Annotated in this window: 18 protein-coding genes; 11 read left to right on the top strand and 7 right to left on the bottom strand. The window is 70.5% G+C overall.

The annotated features are described in order from the left end of the window. Positions 1-3: 3 nt before the first annotated feature. Positions 4-1,026 (top strand): ADP-ribosylglycohydrolase family protein, encoded by a 1,023-nt coding sequence (locus tag OG735_RS09520; RefSeq protein WP_442812593.1) that lies wholly within the window; start codon positions 4-6, stop codon positions 1,024-1,026. Between the two features lie 3 nt (positions 1,027-1,029). Continuing rightward, on the top strand, positions 1,030-1,782 hold the full coding sequence (locus OG735_RS09515) for a nucleotidyltransferase domain-containing protein (protein ID WP_327322696.1): 753 nt from the start codon (positions 1,030-1,032) through the stop codon (positions 1,780-1,782). On the opposite strand, the gene OG735_RS09510 is transcribed toward OG735_RS09515, so the two are convergent. The 5 genes from OG735_RS09510 to OG735_RS09490 all read right to left on the bottom strand — a co-directional run bounded on the left by OG735_RS09510 (position 1,714) and on the right by OG735_RS09490 (position 4,651). Beyond that, positions 1,714-2,463, bottom strand: a complete 750-nt coding sequence (locus OG735_RS09510) for a nucleotidyltransferase domain-containing protein (protein ID WP_327322695.1) — start codon at positions 2,461-2,463, stop codon at positions 1,714-1,716. The two genes, OG735_RS09515 and OG735_RS09510, sit on opposite strands and share 69 nt — an antisense overlap. A gap of 23 nt (positions 2,464-2,486) precedes the next feature. Further along, positions 2,487-2,942, bottom strand: a complete 456-nt coding sequence (locus tag OG735_RS09505) for a Rieske (2Fe-2S) protein (protein WP_327322694.1) — start codon at positions 2,940-2,942, stop codon at positions 2,487-2,489. A 14-nt stretch (positions 2,943-2,956) separates the two neighbouring features. After that, positions 2,957-3,562 (bottom strand): DUF6529 family protein, encoded by a 606-nt coding sequence (locus OG735_RS09500; protein ID WP_327322693.1) that lies wholly within the window; start codon positions 3,560-3,562, stop codon positions 2,957-2,959. Between the two features lie 8 nt (positions 3,563-3,570). Next, on the bottom strand, positions 3,571-4,236 hold the full coding sequence (locus OG735_RS09495) for a hypothetical protein (protein WP_327322692.1): 666 nt from the start codon (positions 4,234-4,236) through the stop codon (positions 3,571-3,573). A gap of 82 nt (positions 4,237-4,318) precedes the next feature. Then, positions 4,319-4,651: a DUF952 domain-containing protein gene (locus tag OG735_RS09490; RefSeq protein WP_327322691.1), complete on the bottom strand. Its 333-nt coding sequence runs from the start codon at positions 4,649-4,651 to the stop codon at positions 4,319-4,321. Between the two features lie 222 nt (positions 4,652-4,873). Between OG735_RS09490 and aroH the strand changes: the two genes are divergently transcribed. From aroH to der, 5 genes are all read left to right on the top strand, one after another. Continuing rightward, complete coding sequence (gene aroH, locus OG735_RS09485) at positions 4,874-5,236, top strand: chorismate mutase (protein WP_326648975.1); 363 nt, start codon at positions 4,874-4,876, stop codon at positions 5,234-5,236. Continuing rightward, on the top strand, positions 5,233-6,318 hold the full coding sequence (locus tag OG735_RS09480; protein ID WP_327322690.1) for a prephenate dehydrogenase: 1,086 nt from the start codon (positions 5,233-5,235) through the stop codon (positions 6,316-6,318). Before aroH ends, OG735_RS09480 begins: the two co-directional genes overlap by 4 nt. A 149-nt stretch (positions 6,319-6,467) precedes the next feature. Next, entirely contained in the window at positions 6,468-7,151 is a 684-nt protein-coding gene (cmk, locus tag OG735_RS09475) for a (d)CMP kinase (RefSeq protein WP_327322688.1), read from the top strand. Then, entirely contained in the window at positions 7,109-7,792 is a 684-nt protein-coding gene (locus OG735_RS09470; RefSeq protein WP_442812400.1) for a lysophospholipid acyltransferase family protein, read from the top strand. The genes cmk and OG735_RS09470 overlap by 43 nt, the downstream gene beginning before the upstream one ends. A gap of 70 nt (positions 7,793-7,862) precedes the next feature. Then, entirely contained in the window at positions 7,863-9,323 is a 1,461-nt protein-coding gene (gene der, locus OG735_RS09465; protein WP_327322687.1) for a ribosome biogenesis GTPase Der, read from the top strand. An 80-nt stretch (positions 9,324-9,403) separates the two neighbouring features. On the opposite strand, the gene OG735_RS09460 is transcribed toward der, so the two are convergent. Next, positions 9,404-9,745, bottom strand: coding sequence for a hypothetical protein (locus OG735_RS09460; RefSeq protein WP_327322686.1), 342 nt, complete (start codon positions 9,743-9,745; stop codon positions 9,404-9,406). A gap of 155 nt (positions 9,746-9,900) precedes the next feature. After that, complete coding sequence (locus tag OG735_RS09455; protein WP_327322685.1) at positions 9,901-10,680, bottom strand: hypothetical protein; 780 nt, start codon at positions 10,678-10,680, stop codon at positions 9,901-9,903. Between the two features lie 531 nt (positions 10,681-11,211). Here OG735_RS09455 and OG735_RS09450 point away from each other — a divergent pair. The 4 genes from OG735_RS09450 (at position 11,212) to OG735_RS09435 (ending at position 14,975) form a co-directional block, all read left to right on the top strand. Continuing rightward, the gene (locus OG735_RS09450; protein WP_327322684.1) at positions 11,212-11,874 is read left to right on the top strand and encodes a transglycosylase family protein; all 663 of its coding nucleotides are present in this window, start codon (positions 11,212-11,214) and stop codon (positions 11,872-11,874) included. Between the two features lie 100 nt (positions 11,875-11,974). Then, the gene (locus tag OG735_RS09445) at positions 11,975-12,616 is read left to right on the top strand and encodes a LysM peptidoglycan-binding domain-containing protein (protein WP_327322683.1); all 642 of its coding nucleotides are present in this window, start codon (positions 11,975-11,977) and stop codon (positions 12,614-12,616) included. A 275-nt stretch (positions 12,617-12,891) separates the two neighbouring features. Then, positions 12,892-14,178 carry a glycosyltransferase family 4 protein gene (locus OG735_RS09440; protein ID WP_327322682.1) on the top strand — a complete coding sequence of 429 codons (1,287 nt, stop codon included), beginning with the start codon at positions 12,892-12,894 and terminating at the stop codon, positions 14,176-14,178. Next, entirely contained in the window at positions 14,175-14,975 is an 801-nt protein-coding gene (locus tag OG735_RS09435; protein WP_327322681.1) for a hypothetical protein, read from the top strand. The genes OG735_RS09440 and OG735_RS09435 overlap by 4 nt, the downstream gene beginning before the upstream one ends. The last annotated feature ends 44 nt before the right edge of the window (positions 14,976-15,019 follow it).

Here is a 15,019-nt window from a genome sequence, read left to right as displayed (position 1 = left end):
ACCATGAAGACCACGAGGACCATCACCAAACAGGCGGCCACCGGCTCGTTGATCGGGCTCGCGCTCGGGGACGCTCTAGGCTTCCCGACCGAGTTCAACGATGTGCCGCAGATCCTCACGAAATTCGGGCCGTGGCGCGGGATGAACCTCCCCAAGCCCGCGATCGTCACGGACGACACCCAGATGACGCTCGCCCTGGCGCGCGGCATACGCACCGCGATGGACCGCGGACTGCTCGTCGCCTCCCGGCTGACCCGGCCGGTGCGCGAGGAGTTCGTCGAGTGGTACCACTCTCCGGAGAACAACCGCGCCCCCGGTCGCACCTGCCTGGTCGCCTGCCAGAAGCTCGACAGCGACCTGCCCTGGCAGGAGGCCAGCCAGATCGGCTCCAAGGGCTGCGGCGCCAATATGCGGGTGGCGCCGGTCGGACTCGTACCGGGGCTGAGCGAGGAACAGCGGGCGGGCGCCGCGCAGTTGCAGGCAGCGCTCACCCACGGCCACCCCACCGCGCTGGCGGCGAGCGACCTCACGGCCCGCGCCGTGTTCCTGCTGGCGCAGGGCGCGGAGCCGATGGGGCTGGTCGGGCAGCTGCGCTCGTACGCGTACGAGAACCGCAGCCGCTACTACCACCACTGGCTGGGCAATCTGTGGACCTACTCGCACGACCAGACGCCCGAGGCGTTCATCGCACGCGGCTGGGACGAGTGCCTGCAGGTCCTGGAACGGCTCGCCACCGCGCTGCGCGACCCGCAGCCGGAGGTCGACCCCTGCCTGGCGACGGGCGACGGCTGGATCGCCGAGGAGGCGCTCGCCACCGCCCTGCTCTGCTTCCTGATGTTCCCCGAGGAGCCGGTGACGGTTCTGCGCAGGGCCGCCTGCACCCGAGGCGACTCGGACTCGATCGCCTGCCTCGCCGGCGCGTTCGCCGGGGCGCACCTGGGAGCCGGCGCCTGGCCCAAGGAGTGGTCCGAGCGGATCGAGTACCGCAGCGATCTGATGTCGCTGGCAGCCCTCTGGGACGCTTGATCCATGACTGATCCGCTGGACATGGAACTCGGCCCCGTCGTCGCCGAACAGCCCGACCCGCTCCTGTTCGCCACCGTCTCGGGGGCGCATCTGTACGGATTCCCGTCCCGGGATTCGGACGTGGACCTGCGCGGGATCCATCTGCTGCCGGTGGTGGAGCTGCTGGGGCTGAAGGAGCCGGAGGAGACCCGGTCCCGGATGTGGGACCGGGACGGCGTCGAGATGGATCTGGTCACGCATGACGTACGGAAGTTCGTACGGCTGATGCTGCGGCGCAACGGATACGTACTGGAACAGCTGCTGTCGCCGCTGGTGGTGCACACATCGGACGCCCATACGGAGCTGGCCCAGCTCGCCCCGGGCGTGCTCACCAGCCACCACGCCCACCACTACCGGGGGTTCGCGAACACCCAGTGGCGGCTCTTCGAGAAGACCGGCGAGCTCAAACCGCTGCTCTACACCTTCCGCGCGCTGCTCACCGGTATTCATCTGATGCGCAGCGGCGAGGTGCAGGCGCATCTGCCCACGCTGCTCGGGGAGGTCGACGCCCCGGGCTATCTGCCCGGCCTGATCGCGGCCAAGGCGGAGGCCGAACACGGCCCGGCGTCGGGGGCCGGCCCGGCAGACGCGCGCGCCGATGTGGACGCGCTGCACGCCGTACTCGACGAGGCGCGGCTGGCCTCGCGGCTACCCGACGAGCCCACCGCCTACGAAGCCTTGCGCGACTTCGTCGTCCGCGTACGCCTGGAGAGCTGAGGTCCTGCGCGTACGGAACAGGAAGTCCTCGACCCGGTCCCGGTCCGGCTCGGGCGGCAGCGGGGAGCCCGGCGCCGCGGCGTCGGCCTCACCGGCGAGGCGTGTCATCCACGCCTCGACCCGCGGCCACGGCACCTCGCCCCGCTTGACCTCGAGCAGCCGCTCCCGGTCGGCGCCGACGTCGATCACCAGCTCGCCCGTACGCAGCAGATCACGGCAGCTGCCAAGGAGACGCAGCAGATGCATGGCGTGCTTCCAGCGCGGGGCGCCGTGCCGGGCGACGTCCGCCTCCAGCTTCTTGCGCTGACCGTCCGCGTAGCGCACGAAGGTCTGGTGGGCGGCGCGGGAGAGGAATGCCCCGCGCAGGGCGAGCAGTTCACGGCCGGTGTCGTCGATGTGCTCGACGAGCGGGGAGTGCAGGCACTCGAGGACGTTCGGGTTGGCGCGCAGTGCGAGCTCCAGGAAGCGTTCCAGCTCCCAGGAGAACTGCTCGTCGGCCGGTCCCTCGATGTGGGTCGGGGGCTTGTCGAAGCGCCAGTAGAGCGGGGCCGGGGCGAGGAAGATCCCGCGGCGGTCGGTGTCGCTGCCGTCCGTGGCCAGCCCGAAGGCGCGCGACCCCATCACGCAGGAGTAGATCGTGCGGTCGCGTACGAGTGCTGCGGGGGCCGGTTCGGGAGGCATGCGCGAGAGGGTACGTGAGCGGGCTAGGTCAGCATGATGGTGTCCCCGGAAACGGTGATCTGCTTCGGCGGCAGCGGCCTGGGCGCGGGGCCGTCGACGACGGAGGCGTTCTCGATGCTGAACTTGCTGCCGTGGCAGGGGCAGTCGATGGTGCCGTCCGCGACCTTGTTGACCGTGCAGCCCTGATGGGTGCAGATGGCCGAGAAGGCCTTGAAGTCGCCCGACGTCGGCTGCGTCACGACGACCTTCCGGTCACCGAAGATCTTTCCGCCGCCGACCGGGATGACGGAGGTCTTGGCGAGCTCCTCGCCGGCCGCAGGTGCCGGGCTGTTCGGCGGCTCGCCGGTCTTGGGCGCTGCGGGCGTCGGCTGCTCGGAGGTGGAACCGCCGCCCTCGTCGCCGTATTTGCTGCAGCCGGTCACCAGCGCGGCGGCACCCGCCGCGCCCACCGCCAGCACCGTACGTCGCGGAGTCTCCATGGCCGTATGTCTCCCTATGTCGTGACCCCCATCGTGCGGAAGAACCACAGCGCCGAGGTCAGCCAGATCACCGTGAGCGCCGTGAAGGCGGCTCCGCCGACGACCGGCAGCAGCCAGCCAGGCAGCCGTTCCGCTCGCAGCAGGAGCATCTTGGCGCTGAAAACGCCGAAGAAGAAGCAACCCAGCAGCGAGTGCCACATAACGCGCGTGCTGTACGTCTGATAGCCCAGTCCGTACAGGCAGTGGACGGCGACGGGCACGGCGAGCAGAAAGGCGATCCTGCCCGACCAGCGGTGCAGTGCGGGGGTCCAGGAGGCGGCGCGTACGCCCGGCAGCCTGCCGTACATCGCGAACGCCGAGCCGACCTGGACGACGGCGAAGGCGAGGGCCGCCGTGCCCAGCCAGGACTTGACCGCCCCGGTGCTGCTGAAGCCGGCGAGGTTGAAGGCCGTGCCCGCCGGATCGTGCACCTTTCCGTATGCCCCGAGGCCGACCGCGACCGCGGCGGCGACGAGAGCGGGGACGAGGAAGCGTGCGGCCCCCGTGCTCGCGTGGTTGTTCGGGCTCCCCGGGAACGAGGCGGTGCGGGCGTTGGGGTCGACGGGGGGACCGTAACTCATGACGCACCTCAGGGGACGACGGGGCGGGCGGGGAGCCGGGTGCCGTCCACCACGACGGTGCCGGCTCCGGGGTCGATCCGGGGCGCGGCGGCGGGCTTGCCGTCGCGGTTGAGAATGCCGACCTGGCGGCCGTCCGGTAGGACGATCCAGCCGCCGTCGATCTTCGCGCCGCGCACCTCGGCCGTGGCGCGGTACAGGCCGGACGGCCTGACCGCCTTGGCGGCGGAGAACTGCCAGGTCCGGTCCCGGATTTCGACCGTACCGTCGATCTTCCCGGCGCGCAGAACACCGTCGAGGCGGGCGCCGTTTCCGCCGGTCAGCCGCATGCTGCCGTCGTCCTCGACATCGCCCTTCAGCCAGGACTCCTGGCTCTTGCCGTCACAGAAGTACCCGATCGCTTTTCCGTCGCGTACGGATACGGAGACGGCGGCGGTGTCGTCGGCCGTACGGCCCGCGTAGGCGGAGTCGGGCGCCGGAGTCGGCGTGGGGGAGGGGGCCGCGGGCGGCGTCGTGCTCGTGGCGGGTGTGGATGCGGGAGCGGTCGGCGTCGGTGTCGCTGTGGCCCCGTCGTACGAGGACTTGACCTTCGTCCCCGTCGTGGCGTTGAGCGAGAGCATGAAAATGCCCAGCAACAGCCCGGCCAGCAGTGTGAACAGAGGTCCTGAGGGCTTCATGGGCGGCCTTCCCCGGTGGGCAGGGCATGCGCAGACCACCATGCAACTGCACCCGCAGAGCCACGTCCAGTCGTACGCTGCCTCACGCCCAGGGCGTGAGCTCCCGCGCGTGGCCGTCCGTGTCCCGGCGCACCGCGAGCACTCCGGTGACGGCCGCCCGCTCGATCGGCCCGTACACATGCGGGAAGAGCATGTCCTCGGAACCCTCCCAGCGGACCTCGGAGCCGAGCGCGGTCTCGTCGATGAGAAGCACCAGCAGGTCAGGCAGGTCACGGAACGGGCCGTTGGCGATGGCGAGTGCGGCCGGCCCGTCGGGCGAGCAGTGCACAAAGCCGTCGGTGGTCAGCGAGGCCGGGGCGTACGGACGGTCCACGTCCGCCGTCCACTCGTCCACGGGTACGACATGAAAGAGCATGCCGTCAGTTGTAGCGCAGGGCCCTCGAGCGCCGGTTCGCCCAAGTGGCGGTGTGGTCCGTTTCTCGTCAGGCAGCAGCGGGTCCGACGTACGGACCTACGGAGGTACGCGCCTGCCCGCGGCGGCCGCCCACTCCGGACGTCTCGGAGGGCGGTCGCCGCGGCCGTGTGTGCCGGCACCTGACTACGCTGAATGGAGCACTCGCACATTAAGGAGCACGACGTGGCGGTACGAGCGGTCCGTGGAGCCGTCCAGCTGGAACGGGATGAGGCCGGACACATGGACGAGCAGGTCAGCGAGCTGCTCACCGCCATCCTGGAGCGGAACGGACTCGGCGCGGACGATCTCATCAGCGTCTGGTTCACGGCCACACCCGATCTGCACAGCGACTTTCCGGCAGCCGCCGCGCGCAAGCTCGGCATCGTCGACGTACCGCTGATCTGCGCGCAGGAGCTGGACATCGTCGGAGCCATGCCGCGCGTCGTACGGATACTCGCGCACGTGGAGTCCGAGCTGCCCAAGTCAGAGATCGCGCATGTGTACCTCGGTGCCGCGGCCGCCCTCCGCAAGGACATCGCCCAGTGAGAACCGCCGTCGTCATCGGAACCGGTCTGATCGGCACGTCCGCGGCCCTCGCTCTGGCGGGCCGCGGAGTCGCCGTCCACCTCGCCGACCACGATCCGGAGCGGTCTCGTACCGCTGCCGCACTCGGAGCCGGGACGGACCAGCCGCCGGAGGGACGGGTCGACCTGGCGATCGTCGCCGTACCGCCGGCGCATGTGGCCACCGCGCTCGCCGAAGCGATGCGCAGCGGGGTCGCCCGCGGCTACCTCGACGTGGCGAGTGTGAAGGGCGGGCCGCGCCGCGAGCTGGAGGCGCTCGGCCTCGACCTGAGCGGCTACATCGGTACGCATCCGATGGCGGGCAAGGAGCGCTCGGGCCCGCTCGCGGGCACGGCGGACCTGTTCGAGGGCCGCCCATGGGTGCTCACGCCCACGCGCGACACGGACACCGAGGTCCTCAACCTCGCCCTCGAGCTGGTGGCGCTCTGCCGTGCCGTCCCGGTGGTCATGGACGCCGACGCGCACGACCGGGCGGTCGCCCTGGTCTCCCACACCCCTCAGCTGATCTCCTCGATGGTCGCGGCGCGTCTCGAGGAGGCGGACGACACGGCAGTACGGCTCTGTGGCCAGGGCATCCGCGATGTCACACGGATCGCGGCCTCCGACCCCCGGATGTGGGTCGAGATCCTCTCGGCGAACCCGGGCCCGGTGGCCGATGTACTGGCCGGGGTCGCGGCGGACCTGGACGAGACGGTCCAGGCGCTGCGGGCCCTGCAGTCCTCGGACCAGTCCAAGCGCCAGGGCGGCGCGGAGGGCATCGAGGACGTCCTGCGCCGCGGCAACGCGGGCCGGGTCCGGGTCCCCGGCAAGCACGGCCAGGCCCCGACGTCGTACGAGATCGTGGCGGTCCTGATCAGCGACCAGCCGGGGGAGCTGGCCCGTATCTTCGCGGACGCCGGCCGCGCGGGCGTGAACATCGAGGACGTCCGTATCGAGCATGCGACGGGCCAGCAGGCGGGCCTGGTGCAATTGATGGTGGAGCCGACGGCGGCGACGGTCCTCACGGCATCCCTGCGGGAGAGGGGCTGGTCGATCCGGCAGTAGTTCCGGCAGTTGTGGTCGACCTGGCACCGACCGGCGCACAGGTGCTGCCTACGGCTCCGCCATCCGTGTGTCAGGACGGTGCTGAGTACTCGGTAACCTTGTGCAGGGTCCCTTGGCATTTCCGCCGGCCCACCCCGCGTACCAGGAAGGTGTCCGACACCGTGGAATCCGTGATCGTCGCCATCGATGGCCCCTCCGGCACGGGCAAGTCGAGCACCTCCAAGGCCGTCGCCGCCGCTCTGGGGCTGAGCTACCTGGACACCGGTGCGCAGTACCGGGCGATCACCTGGTGGATGATCAGCAACGGCGTCGATGTGAAGGACGCCGCCGCGGTCGCCACCGCCGCCGCCAAGCCCGCCATCGTCTCCGGCACCGACCCCGCCGCCCCGGCCATCACCGTCGACGGCGTGGACGCCGCGGGCCCGATCCGCACCCAGGACGTCACCTCCAAGGTGAGCGCCGTCAGCGCCGTCCCCGAGGTGCGGGCCCGGATCACCGAGCTGCAGCGTTCCATCGCCGCGGCCGCCGAGAAGGGCATCGTCGTCGAGGGACGCGACATCGGCACCACGGTCCTGCCCGACGCGGACCTGAAGATCTTCCTGACCGCTTCGCCGGAGGCTCGCGCCGCCCGCCGGTCCGGCGAGCTGAAGGGCTCCGATGTCGCGGCCACCAGGGAAGCCCTGATCAAGCGGGACGCGGCCGACTCCAGCCGTAAGACCTCGCCGCTCGCCAAGGCGGACGACGCGGTCGAGGTGGACACCACCGACCTGACCCTGCAGCAGGTCGTCGAGTGCGTCGTCACCCTCGTCGAGGAGAAGCGGGCCGCCCGGTGACGGCACCGTCCGAGAAGGGCGCGGCGGTCGGCCGGGGTATCGGCATCGGGCTGATGTACGGGCTGTGGAGGCCGCGGGTGCTGGGCGCCTGGCGGGTTCCGGCGGCCGGACCGGTGATCCTCGCGGTGAACCACTCGCACAACATCGACGGGCCGATGCTCATGGGCACCGCCCCCCGTCCCGTGCACTTCCTGATCAAGAAGGAGGCGTTCGTCGGTCCCCTCGACCCGTTCCTGCTCGGAATCGGTCAGCTCAAAGTGGACCGTACGACCGCCGACCGCACCGCCATCACCAACGCGCTGAGCGTGCTGGAGAACGGCGGAGTCCTCGGTATCTTCCCCGAGGGCACCAGAGGCGAAGGCGACTTCGCCTCGCTCCGCGCCGGGCTCGCCTACTTCGCGGTACGCAGCGGGGCGCCGATCCTCCCGGTGGCGGTGCTGGGAAGCACCGAGCGCCGCGGACGGTTGATAAAGGCGCTGCCCGCGCTGCGCAGCAAGGTCGACGTCGTCTTCGGCGAGGCCTTCGAAGCGGGCGACGGCAGCGGTCGGCGCACCCGCAAGGCGCTGGACGACGCCACCGTACGGATCCAGGAGCGGCTGACCGCCCACCTGGAAAACGCCAAGCGTCTCACCGGGCGCTAGGTAAGACTTGAGTAGTGGACCGCGCGATCGCGGGGCCATCGATGATGCAACGTAACGAGGTACGGACTTCATGAACGACCAGATCCACTCCGGCGACGAGCACGGGGAGCTTGGCGACGCCGAGTACGCGGAGTTCATGGAGCTCGCCGCGGAAGAGGGCTTCGACGTCGACGACGTCGAGAACGCGATCGGCGAGGCCGGTCACGGCCCGCTGCCCGTCCTCGCCGTCGTCGGCCGCCCCAATGTCGGCAAGTCGACCTTGGTGAACCGCATCATCGGCCGCCGCGAGGCCGTCGTCGAGGACAAGCCCGGCGTCACCCGCGACCGCGTCACCTACGAGGCCGAGTGGGCGGGCCGCCGCTTCAAGGTCGTCGACACCGGCGGCTGGGAGCAGGACGTCCTCGGCATCGACGCCTCCGTAGCCGCCCAGGCCGAGTACGCGATCGAGGCCGCCGACGCGGTCGTCTTCGTCGTGGACTCCACGGTCGGCGCCACCGACACCGACGAGGCCGTCGTCAAGCTGCTGCGCCGGGCCGGCAAGCCCGTCGTGCTCTGCGCCAACAAGGTCGACGGGCCGAGCGGCGAGGCGGACGCGACCGCCCTGTGGTCGCTCGGTCTCGGCCAGCCGCACCCCGTCTCCTCGCTGCACGGCCGCGGTACGGGCGACATGCTCGACGCCGTCCTGGAGGCGCTCCCCGAGGCCCCGGCCCAGACCTTCGGCAACGCCGTCGGCGGCCCGCGCCGTATCGCCCTGATCGGCCGCCCGAACGTGGGTAAGTCCTCGCTGCTGAACAAGGTGGCCAACGAGGAACGGGTCGTCGTCAACGAGATCGCCGGCACCACCCGTGACCCGGTCGACGAGCTGATCGAACTCGGCGGTATCACCTGGAAGTTCGTCGACACGGCGGGCATCCGCCGCCGCGTCCACCTCCAGGAGGGCGCGGACTACTACGCCTCGCTGCGTACCGCCGCCGCCGTGGAAAAGGCGGAGGTCGCGGTCGTACTGATCGACGCGACCGAGTCCATCAGCGTCCAGGACCAGCGGATCATCACCATGGCCGTCGAGGCGGGCCGCGCGATGGTCGTCGCGTTCAACAAGTGGGACAACCTCGACGAGGAGCGCCGCTACTACCTCGAGCGCGAGATCGAGACCGAGCTCGGGCAGATCGCCTGGGCGCCGCGGGTCAACGTCTCCGCCCGTACCGGCCGCCACATGGAGAAGCTGGTCCCGGCGATCGAGACGGCGCTGACGGGCTGGGAGACCCGGGTCCCCACCGGTCGGCTCAACGCCTTCCTCGGCGAGATCGTCGCCTCGCACCCGCACCCCATCCGCGGTGGCAAGCAGCCCCGCATCCTCTTCGGCACGCAGGCCGGCACCAAGCCGCCGCGGTTCGTGCTCTTCACCTCCGGCTTCCTGGAGCACGGCTACCGGCGCTTCGTCGAGCGCCGGCTGCGTGAGGAGTTCGGCTTCGAGGGCACCCCGATCCACATCTCGGTTCGGGTGCGCGAGAAGCGCGGCCGCAAGAAGTGACGTAACAACGTGGCGCTGCCCCGGACCGGCGAACGGTCCGGGGCAGCGCCATATGGTCTCTCGCGATGGTCTCTCGCGGGTCACAGACCCCTGCGGGGTGCCGGTGGCAGCGCCGCCGGCTTGTGCATACCGCTGTGCGGACGGACCCCGGGATACGACTGCCAGGTCCCGGGGTGGACCGTATGGCCCGGATGACCCGAGGGGCCGCCATGGCTGCTGTGCGGCCCCGTGCCGAAGGCCCTGAAGTCGAGATCCTCCTCCCCGCTCCGGTCGCCCGGAAAGGCCCGGAACGCCCTGCGGTACTCGGAGTACAGCGCGTCGTAGATCGGCGTGGGCGAGTGGCCTGCCGGTCCGTCGCTCGCGGGGCGCATGGAGGGGATCTGGCTCTGGTACGGCTGGCGGGAGGGGTCGTATGAGTGCACGTACCTGCAACGACCTCGCCGTCGGACAGATGCGGTCTCGGCGGAGCCGGATTCTTCCGGGGGACGGTACAAAGACGTGCGCCGGGTGTACGTCTCCGTACTCCCGGCGTATGTCGCGCGCTCCGTCAGTCGTTCCTCAGGTGCCTGGTGCCCGCTCAGGTGCCCGCGAGCGGCATGGCCGCGGCGACCAGCCGGCCGCCGGCCGCCGCCTTCTCCAGCGCCGCACGCAGCAGGTCCTCGCGGGGCTGCTGGCCGATGGAGCCCACCGGCGCGGCGAAGACCAGGACCGTGTGCGACTTGTTGGCGGCCGCGCGCCAGCCGTCCGTGACCTGCAGCGGCTGATGGGCCTGCCACCAGGCGACCGGGCTGCCGCCGCCGGTGCCGGGCTGGAGCACGGCGTGCAGCTGGCCCATGGCGACCAGGACGGACCAGCCGGGCAGTTGATTGGGCCGCTGGTTCACGTCGGCGATTGGCAGGAAGCCCTGTTCGATGAGGAGCGGGAGGAAGTCGTCGCCGCCGCTGCCGGTCGTGCCGGGGCGGGCGATGGGCGCGGTCGGTTCGACGACCAGGGCCGGGTGCAGTTCGCCCTCGATCAGTACCAGTCCGCTGGTGATGCCGAGGACGGCCTGTTTGGGACCGGCGCCGGGGATCTGCTGCTCCTCGCCGGTGATGGACCGTACCGCGCCCAGCAGTTGGTCCTCGGCGACCTGGACGACCTGTGAGGGGATGCAGGAGGCGTGGGCGAAGGCGAGAACGGCGGTCTCGTCGCCGACGAACAGCACCGTGCTGGTGCGTTCCTGCTCGGAGTCGCCCGGAGTGCGGCAGGAGGTGCAGTCGTAGCTGCCCGGGCTGTTCCTGCCGGCGAGCAGCCGGTCGGCCTCTTCGTCGCCGATCTCGGCGCGTACGTCCTCGCTGACGTCGAGCATGCGCGGCACGGGTGGCTCCTCGAACTTGAGCGGACTTGATGCGGGCGCCGGGCGGTTCCCGGCTCGTCATGAGCTCAACGGGTGATCTGTGGCCGGAGTCACGCGCGAGAAGGAACGGAATCGCACCATCCAACGCAAGCGGTGATGTGACGGCCGGAATTGGTTACTCCATGTCAACAGCTGCTGGGTGCATGGAAGTTGGCGCGGTGAACCGAGTCACAGATCAGTTCACCGGCAGGTCGACAAATCATGAAATCAGCGAATCAAGTGGGTGGCCGGAAATCGTCAGTACTGCGAGTAACAGGCAACTGGCCTGGAATGACAAGGGATTGGTTGATACCAGAGGGTTGACCTCTCTAGATTCCTCCGCCGTGTGCAGAGAGCACCGCCCGGGACAACCCGCCGGGCCGTACAGCCAGTACGGCACAGAAGCAGCACAGCACGACCACCTCAGGCGGGTGAGGCGGAGCGGACAAGGGCGCCGGATGCGCCGAAGTCCGCACCGCCCCGAGGGACCCCGGGTCCTTCGAGAGGGATTTGATGTTCACGAGTTCCCGTTCCATACGCAGGCGTGACACAGCAGCGCTCGTGGGTGCCGCACTGGTGGCACCGCTGGCACTGCTCGCCTCCACGGGCGAGGCCCGGGCGGCGGACAACGGAGTATGGGACCGCATCGCATCGTGCGAGAGCGGCGGAAACTGGCACATCAACACAGGCAACGGCTACTACGGCGGGCTGCAGTTCTCCGCCGGCACCTGGCGCGCCTACGGTGGCGGGGCGTACGCGTCCACCGCCGACAAGGCGAGCAAGGGGCAGCAGATCGCCGTCGCCGCGAAGGTCCAGCGGGCGCAGGGCTGGGGCGCATGGCCCACCTGCGCGGCGCGGGCCGACGCGTACGGCACTGCACCGGCGGCATCCGAGGCCGCCGCTCCCAAGGCCCACACCAACGCCAAGACCAAGGCCAAGGTCAGGACCAAGGCCAATGTCCAGGCCGAGGCTCCGGCAAAGGCGCCGGAGCGGGCATCGAACCACACCGGCCGCGGCAGCGCCCGCGGCGGCGACTACACCGTCCGCCGCGGCGACACCCTGAGCGGGATCGCCGCCGCGCACGGCGCGGACTGGCGCGTCCTGTACGCCGCCAACAAGACCGTCATCGGCGGTGATCCGAACCTCATCGTGCCCGGGCAGAAGCTCGCTCTCTGAGGCGTCCTTCGGCAGCCCCGCCCGGGTCCGACCGGGTGGGGCTGCCTGCCGTCGCGCGCGGCACCTGCTCTTGCCGTGCCGCGCTGCCTAGCGTGACCCGATGCCGAAGATCAGCTTTTTGCCCGCGGCGCTGGTGGCCCTGCTGCTGGCGCTCGTCCCGTTGCGCGGTGCGTACGCCGCGCCCCGCCTTCCGCCGCCGCCCGCCCCCGGCAGCCCCGGTATCGGCAGTCCCGGTATCGGCGCAGACGCCGGGCCGCCCGACTGTGCCGCCAGTGGCTGGCCCTGGAGCTGCCTCGCCGAGTGCGAGGGCGGCGGAAACTGGCACATCAACACAGGCAACGGCTACTACGGCGGGCTGCAGTTCTGGCAGTCCACCTGGGTGAAGTACGGCGGACTCGTGTACGCGCCGCGCGCCGACCTCGCCACCCGTGAGGAGCAGATCGAGGTGGCGCAGGAGGTGCTGCGTATGCAGGGCTGGGGCGCCTGGCCCGCCTGCTCCAGGAAATACGGGCTCAGCGGCCGGGTCCATACGGTCGAGCCGGGCGACACACTCTTCGCGATCGCCACGCGCTACCGGATCACGGGTGGCTGGCAGGCCCTCTACACGGCTAACAAGAAGCTGATCGGGAGCTCTCCGGACCGGCTCAAGGCAGACACGATGCTGGTCATTCCAGCATCGGCATCGGCATCGGCGGCTCGGCGGGCTCTCCGCCCGTCTCATCCCGCAGGGCCTGAAGGCTGAGGGCTACCGCGTCGTCAGCGAAGAGAACGACTTCGCCCTCCCGAATTTCCGTGCGGTCGGGCGCCGGCCTCGGACCATCCCGGTACTGGCCGAGCCCCCCAATGCCGCCGCACCTGTCCGTCCTTCGCCCGCCGACAGGATGACAAGGGGCCAGGTCACCCAGAATGGAGAGATGAACGCCAGCTGCTTCACCGTGCCCCAGCTCCACTACCGGCCTTAGGAGCCAAGTAAAGTCCACTCGTGCCGAAACCAAGACCAGGGGGACGCGGCAGCGTATGCACATCTCTTTCCTGCTCCACAACGCGTATGGCATCGGCGGGACGATCCGGACGGCGTTCAACCTGGCCCATGCCCTGGCTCAGCAGCACGACGTCGAGATCGTCTCCGTCTTCCGTCACCGTGACGAGCCCACCCTCGGCGCCCCCGCCGGCGTCACCATGAAGCACCTGGTCGATCTGCGCAGAAACAGCCCCGACTACGACGGCAACCACCCGGACTACAAGCGCCCGGCGAAGGTCTTCCCGCGCGGCGACGGCCGGCACAAGCAGTACAGCCGCCTCACCGACGCCCGGATCGCCGCCCACTTGGGATCCCTCCGGGCCGATGTCGTGATCGGCACCCGGCCCGGGCTCAATGTCCATATCGCCCGCCAGACCAGGAACGGCCCGGTCCGTGTCGCTCAGGAGCACCTCACGCTGGACAGCCACGGCTACCGGCTCCGCCGCGAGATCGGCCACCGCTACCGCTTGCTCGACGCTGTCACCACTGTCACCGAGGCGGACGCCGGGTCCTACCGCACGCAGCTGAAGCTGCGCGGCGTACGCATCGACTCCGTCCCCAACAGCGTGCCCGTGCCCACCGTCGCTCCGGCCGACGCCTCCAGCAAATGGATCGTCGCGGCAGGCCGGCTGACCAAGGTCAAGCGGTACGACGTGCTGGTCAAGGCCTTCTCCAAGGTGGTCGCGGCCCGCCCCGACTGGCGGCTGCGGATCTACGGCAGCGGAGACGCGACGGGCAACGAGAAGAGCGCCCTGCACGCCCTCATCGAGGAGCGCGGGCTGCACAACCATGTCTTCCTGATGGGGCCTGCCAATCCGCTCGAACCGGAGTGGGTCAAGGGTTCGATCGCCGCTGTGACCTCCAGCATGGAGTCGTTCGGCATGACCATCGTCGAGGCGATGCGCTGCGGCGTCCCCGTCGTCTCCACCGACTGCCCGCACGGGCCCGGCGAGATCATCGAGGACGGTGTCGACGGCCGGCTGGTGCCGGTCGGCGACGTGGACGCGATCGCCGACGCACTGCTCGAGCTGATCAACGACGACGAACTGCGCCGGCGCACAGGCCGGGCGGCGCTCACCGCATCCGCCCGCTTCGACCCGGCGAGGATCGCGGAGCGCCATGAGGCCCTCTTCACCGAGCTGGTCGCACGCGCCAGGAGCGGCCGTTCGCGCAGCGCGCCGCGCGACGCGCTGCACCGCGGCCGGGGCGCGGTGTACGACGCGGTCTACTCCCTGCGCTATCTGGCCGCCGACGCGATCCGGAAAAGGAAGAAGACCTCATGACCACGTCCACCACCTCGGCCACCGAGCGGCGGACGCCACGGGCGGACTGCGTCGCGGACGCGGCCTGCGGTATCACCTTCGACCTGGCCGGTGCCGGCTCGCCGGACGCGGTGCTCGTGCTGAAGCGCCACGGCAAGGACGCGACGGACGAGGTGCGGCTGCCGCTGACCCCTTCGGGGGACGGCACTTCGCGCGCCGTACTGCCCAGCACGGTCGAACTGGCCGAGGGCCGCTGGGATGTCCGCACCGCCGACGGGGACGCCATCGAGCCGGGCATACGGGATCTGCGGGCGCTCGTCGACCGCGCCCCCGAGGCCGGCCGGATCGACGTGCGCGTCCCGTACCCGACGGCGGACGGCAAGCTCGCGGTGCGCTGCTGGGTGCGCGCGCCGCACGCCGAGGCGGGCGACATCGGCCTCGCGCGCGAGCGGGGCGCGGTGACGGTGGAGGGCCGGCTGTACGGGGCCGAGTTGGGCGAGGGAGCCGTGGCCGAGGCCAGGCTCCGCTCCGGCGACCGGGTCCACGAAGTGCCGGTGACCGGCGAAGGCAGCACCTTCGCCTTCACTCTGCCGTGCGGGCCGATGGCCGAAGAGCCCGTCGGCAAGGAGCAGTTGTGGGAGCTGTGGCTGCGCCCCGCCGGGGACGCGGCCGGGGTGCGGATCTCCCGCATCCTCGACGACATCTGGGACAAGAGGGCCATCTTCGTGTACCCCAAGGTGACCACGGACACCTGCCACGCAGCCGCCTGCTACACGGCCGACAACGACCTCAGCGTACGTCTCACCGCAGCGGGCTGAAGTCGCCCTGCGCATCTTTGAGGACAGTTGCTGTCCTCAAGGGC

Origin of the sequence: Streptomyces sp. NBC_01210 (genome assembly GCF_036010325.1) — a bacterium.
In the GTDB taxonomy this organism is placed as follows: domain Bacteria; phylum Actinomycetota; class Actinomycetes; order Streptomycetales; family Streptomycetaceae; genus Streptomyces.
This window is presented reverse-complemented; position numbering and strand designations above follow the sequence as displayed.

Bases quoted from the DNA above. Each gene is read 5' to 3' on its own strand.
- OG735_RS09520 (WP_442812593.1), top strand. From the start codon at position 4: ATGAAGACCACGAGGACCATCACCAAACAGGCGGCCACCGGCTCGTTG.
- OG735_RS09515 (WP_327322696.1), top strand. From the start codon at position 1,030: ATGACTGATCCGCTGGACATGGAACTCGGCCCCGTCGTCGCCGAACAG.
- OG735_RS09510 (WP_327322695.1), bottom strand. From the start codon at position 2,463: ATGCCTCCCGAACCGGCCCCCGCAGCACTCGTACGCGACCGCACGATC.
- OG735_RS09505 (WP_327322694.1), bottom strand. From the start codon at position 2,942: ATGGAGACTCCGCGACGTACGGTGCTGGCGGTGGGCGCGGCGGGTGCC.
- OG735_RS09500 (WP_327322693.1), bottom strand. From the start codon at position 3,562: ATGAGTTACGGTCCCCCCGTCGACCCCAACGCCCGCACCGCCTCGTTC.
- OG735_RS09495 (WP_327322692.1), bottom strand. From the start codon at position 4,236: ATGAAGCCCTCAGGACCTCTGTTCACACTGCTGGCCGGGCTGTTGCTG.
- OG735_RS09490 (WP_327322691.1), bottom strand. From the start codon at position 4,651: ATGCTCTTTCATGTCGTACCCGTGGACGAGTGGACGGCGGACGTGGAC.
- der (WP_327322687.1), top strand. From the start codon at position 7,863: ATGAACGACCAGATCCACTCCGGCGACGAGCACGGGGAGCTTGGCGAC.
- OG735_RS09450 (WP_327322684.1), top strand. From the start codon at position 11,212: ATGTTCACGAGTTCCCGTTCCATACGCAGGCGTGACACAGCAGCGCTC.
- OG735_RS09445 (WP_327322683.1), top strand. From the start codon at position 11,975: ATGCCGAAGATCAGCTTTTTGCCCGCGGCGCTGGTGGCCCTGCTGCTG.
- OG735_RS09440 (WP_327322682.1), top strand. From the start codon at position 12,892: ATGCACATCTCTTTCCTGCTCCACAACGCGTATGGCATCGGCGGGACG.
- OG735_RS09435 (WP_327322681.1), top strand. From the start codon at position 14,175: ATGACCACGTCCACCACCTCGGCCACCGAGCGGCGGACGCCACGGGCG.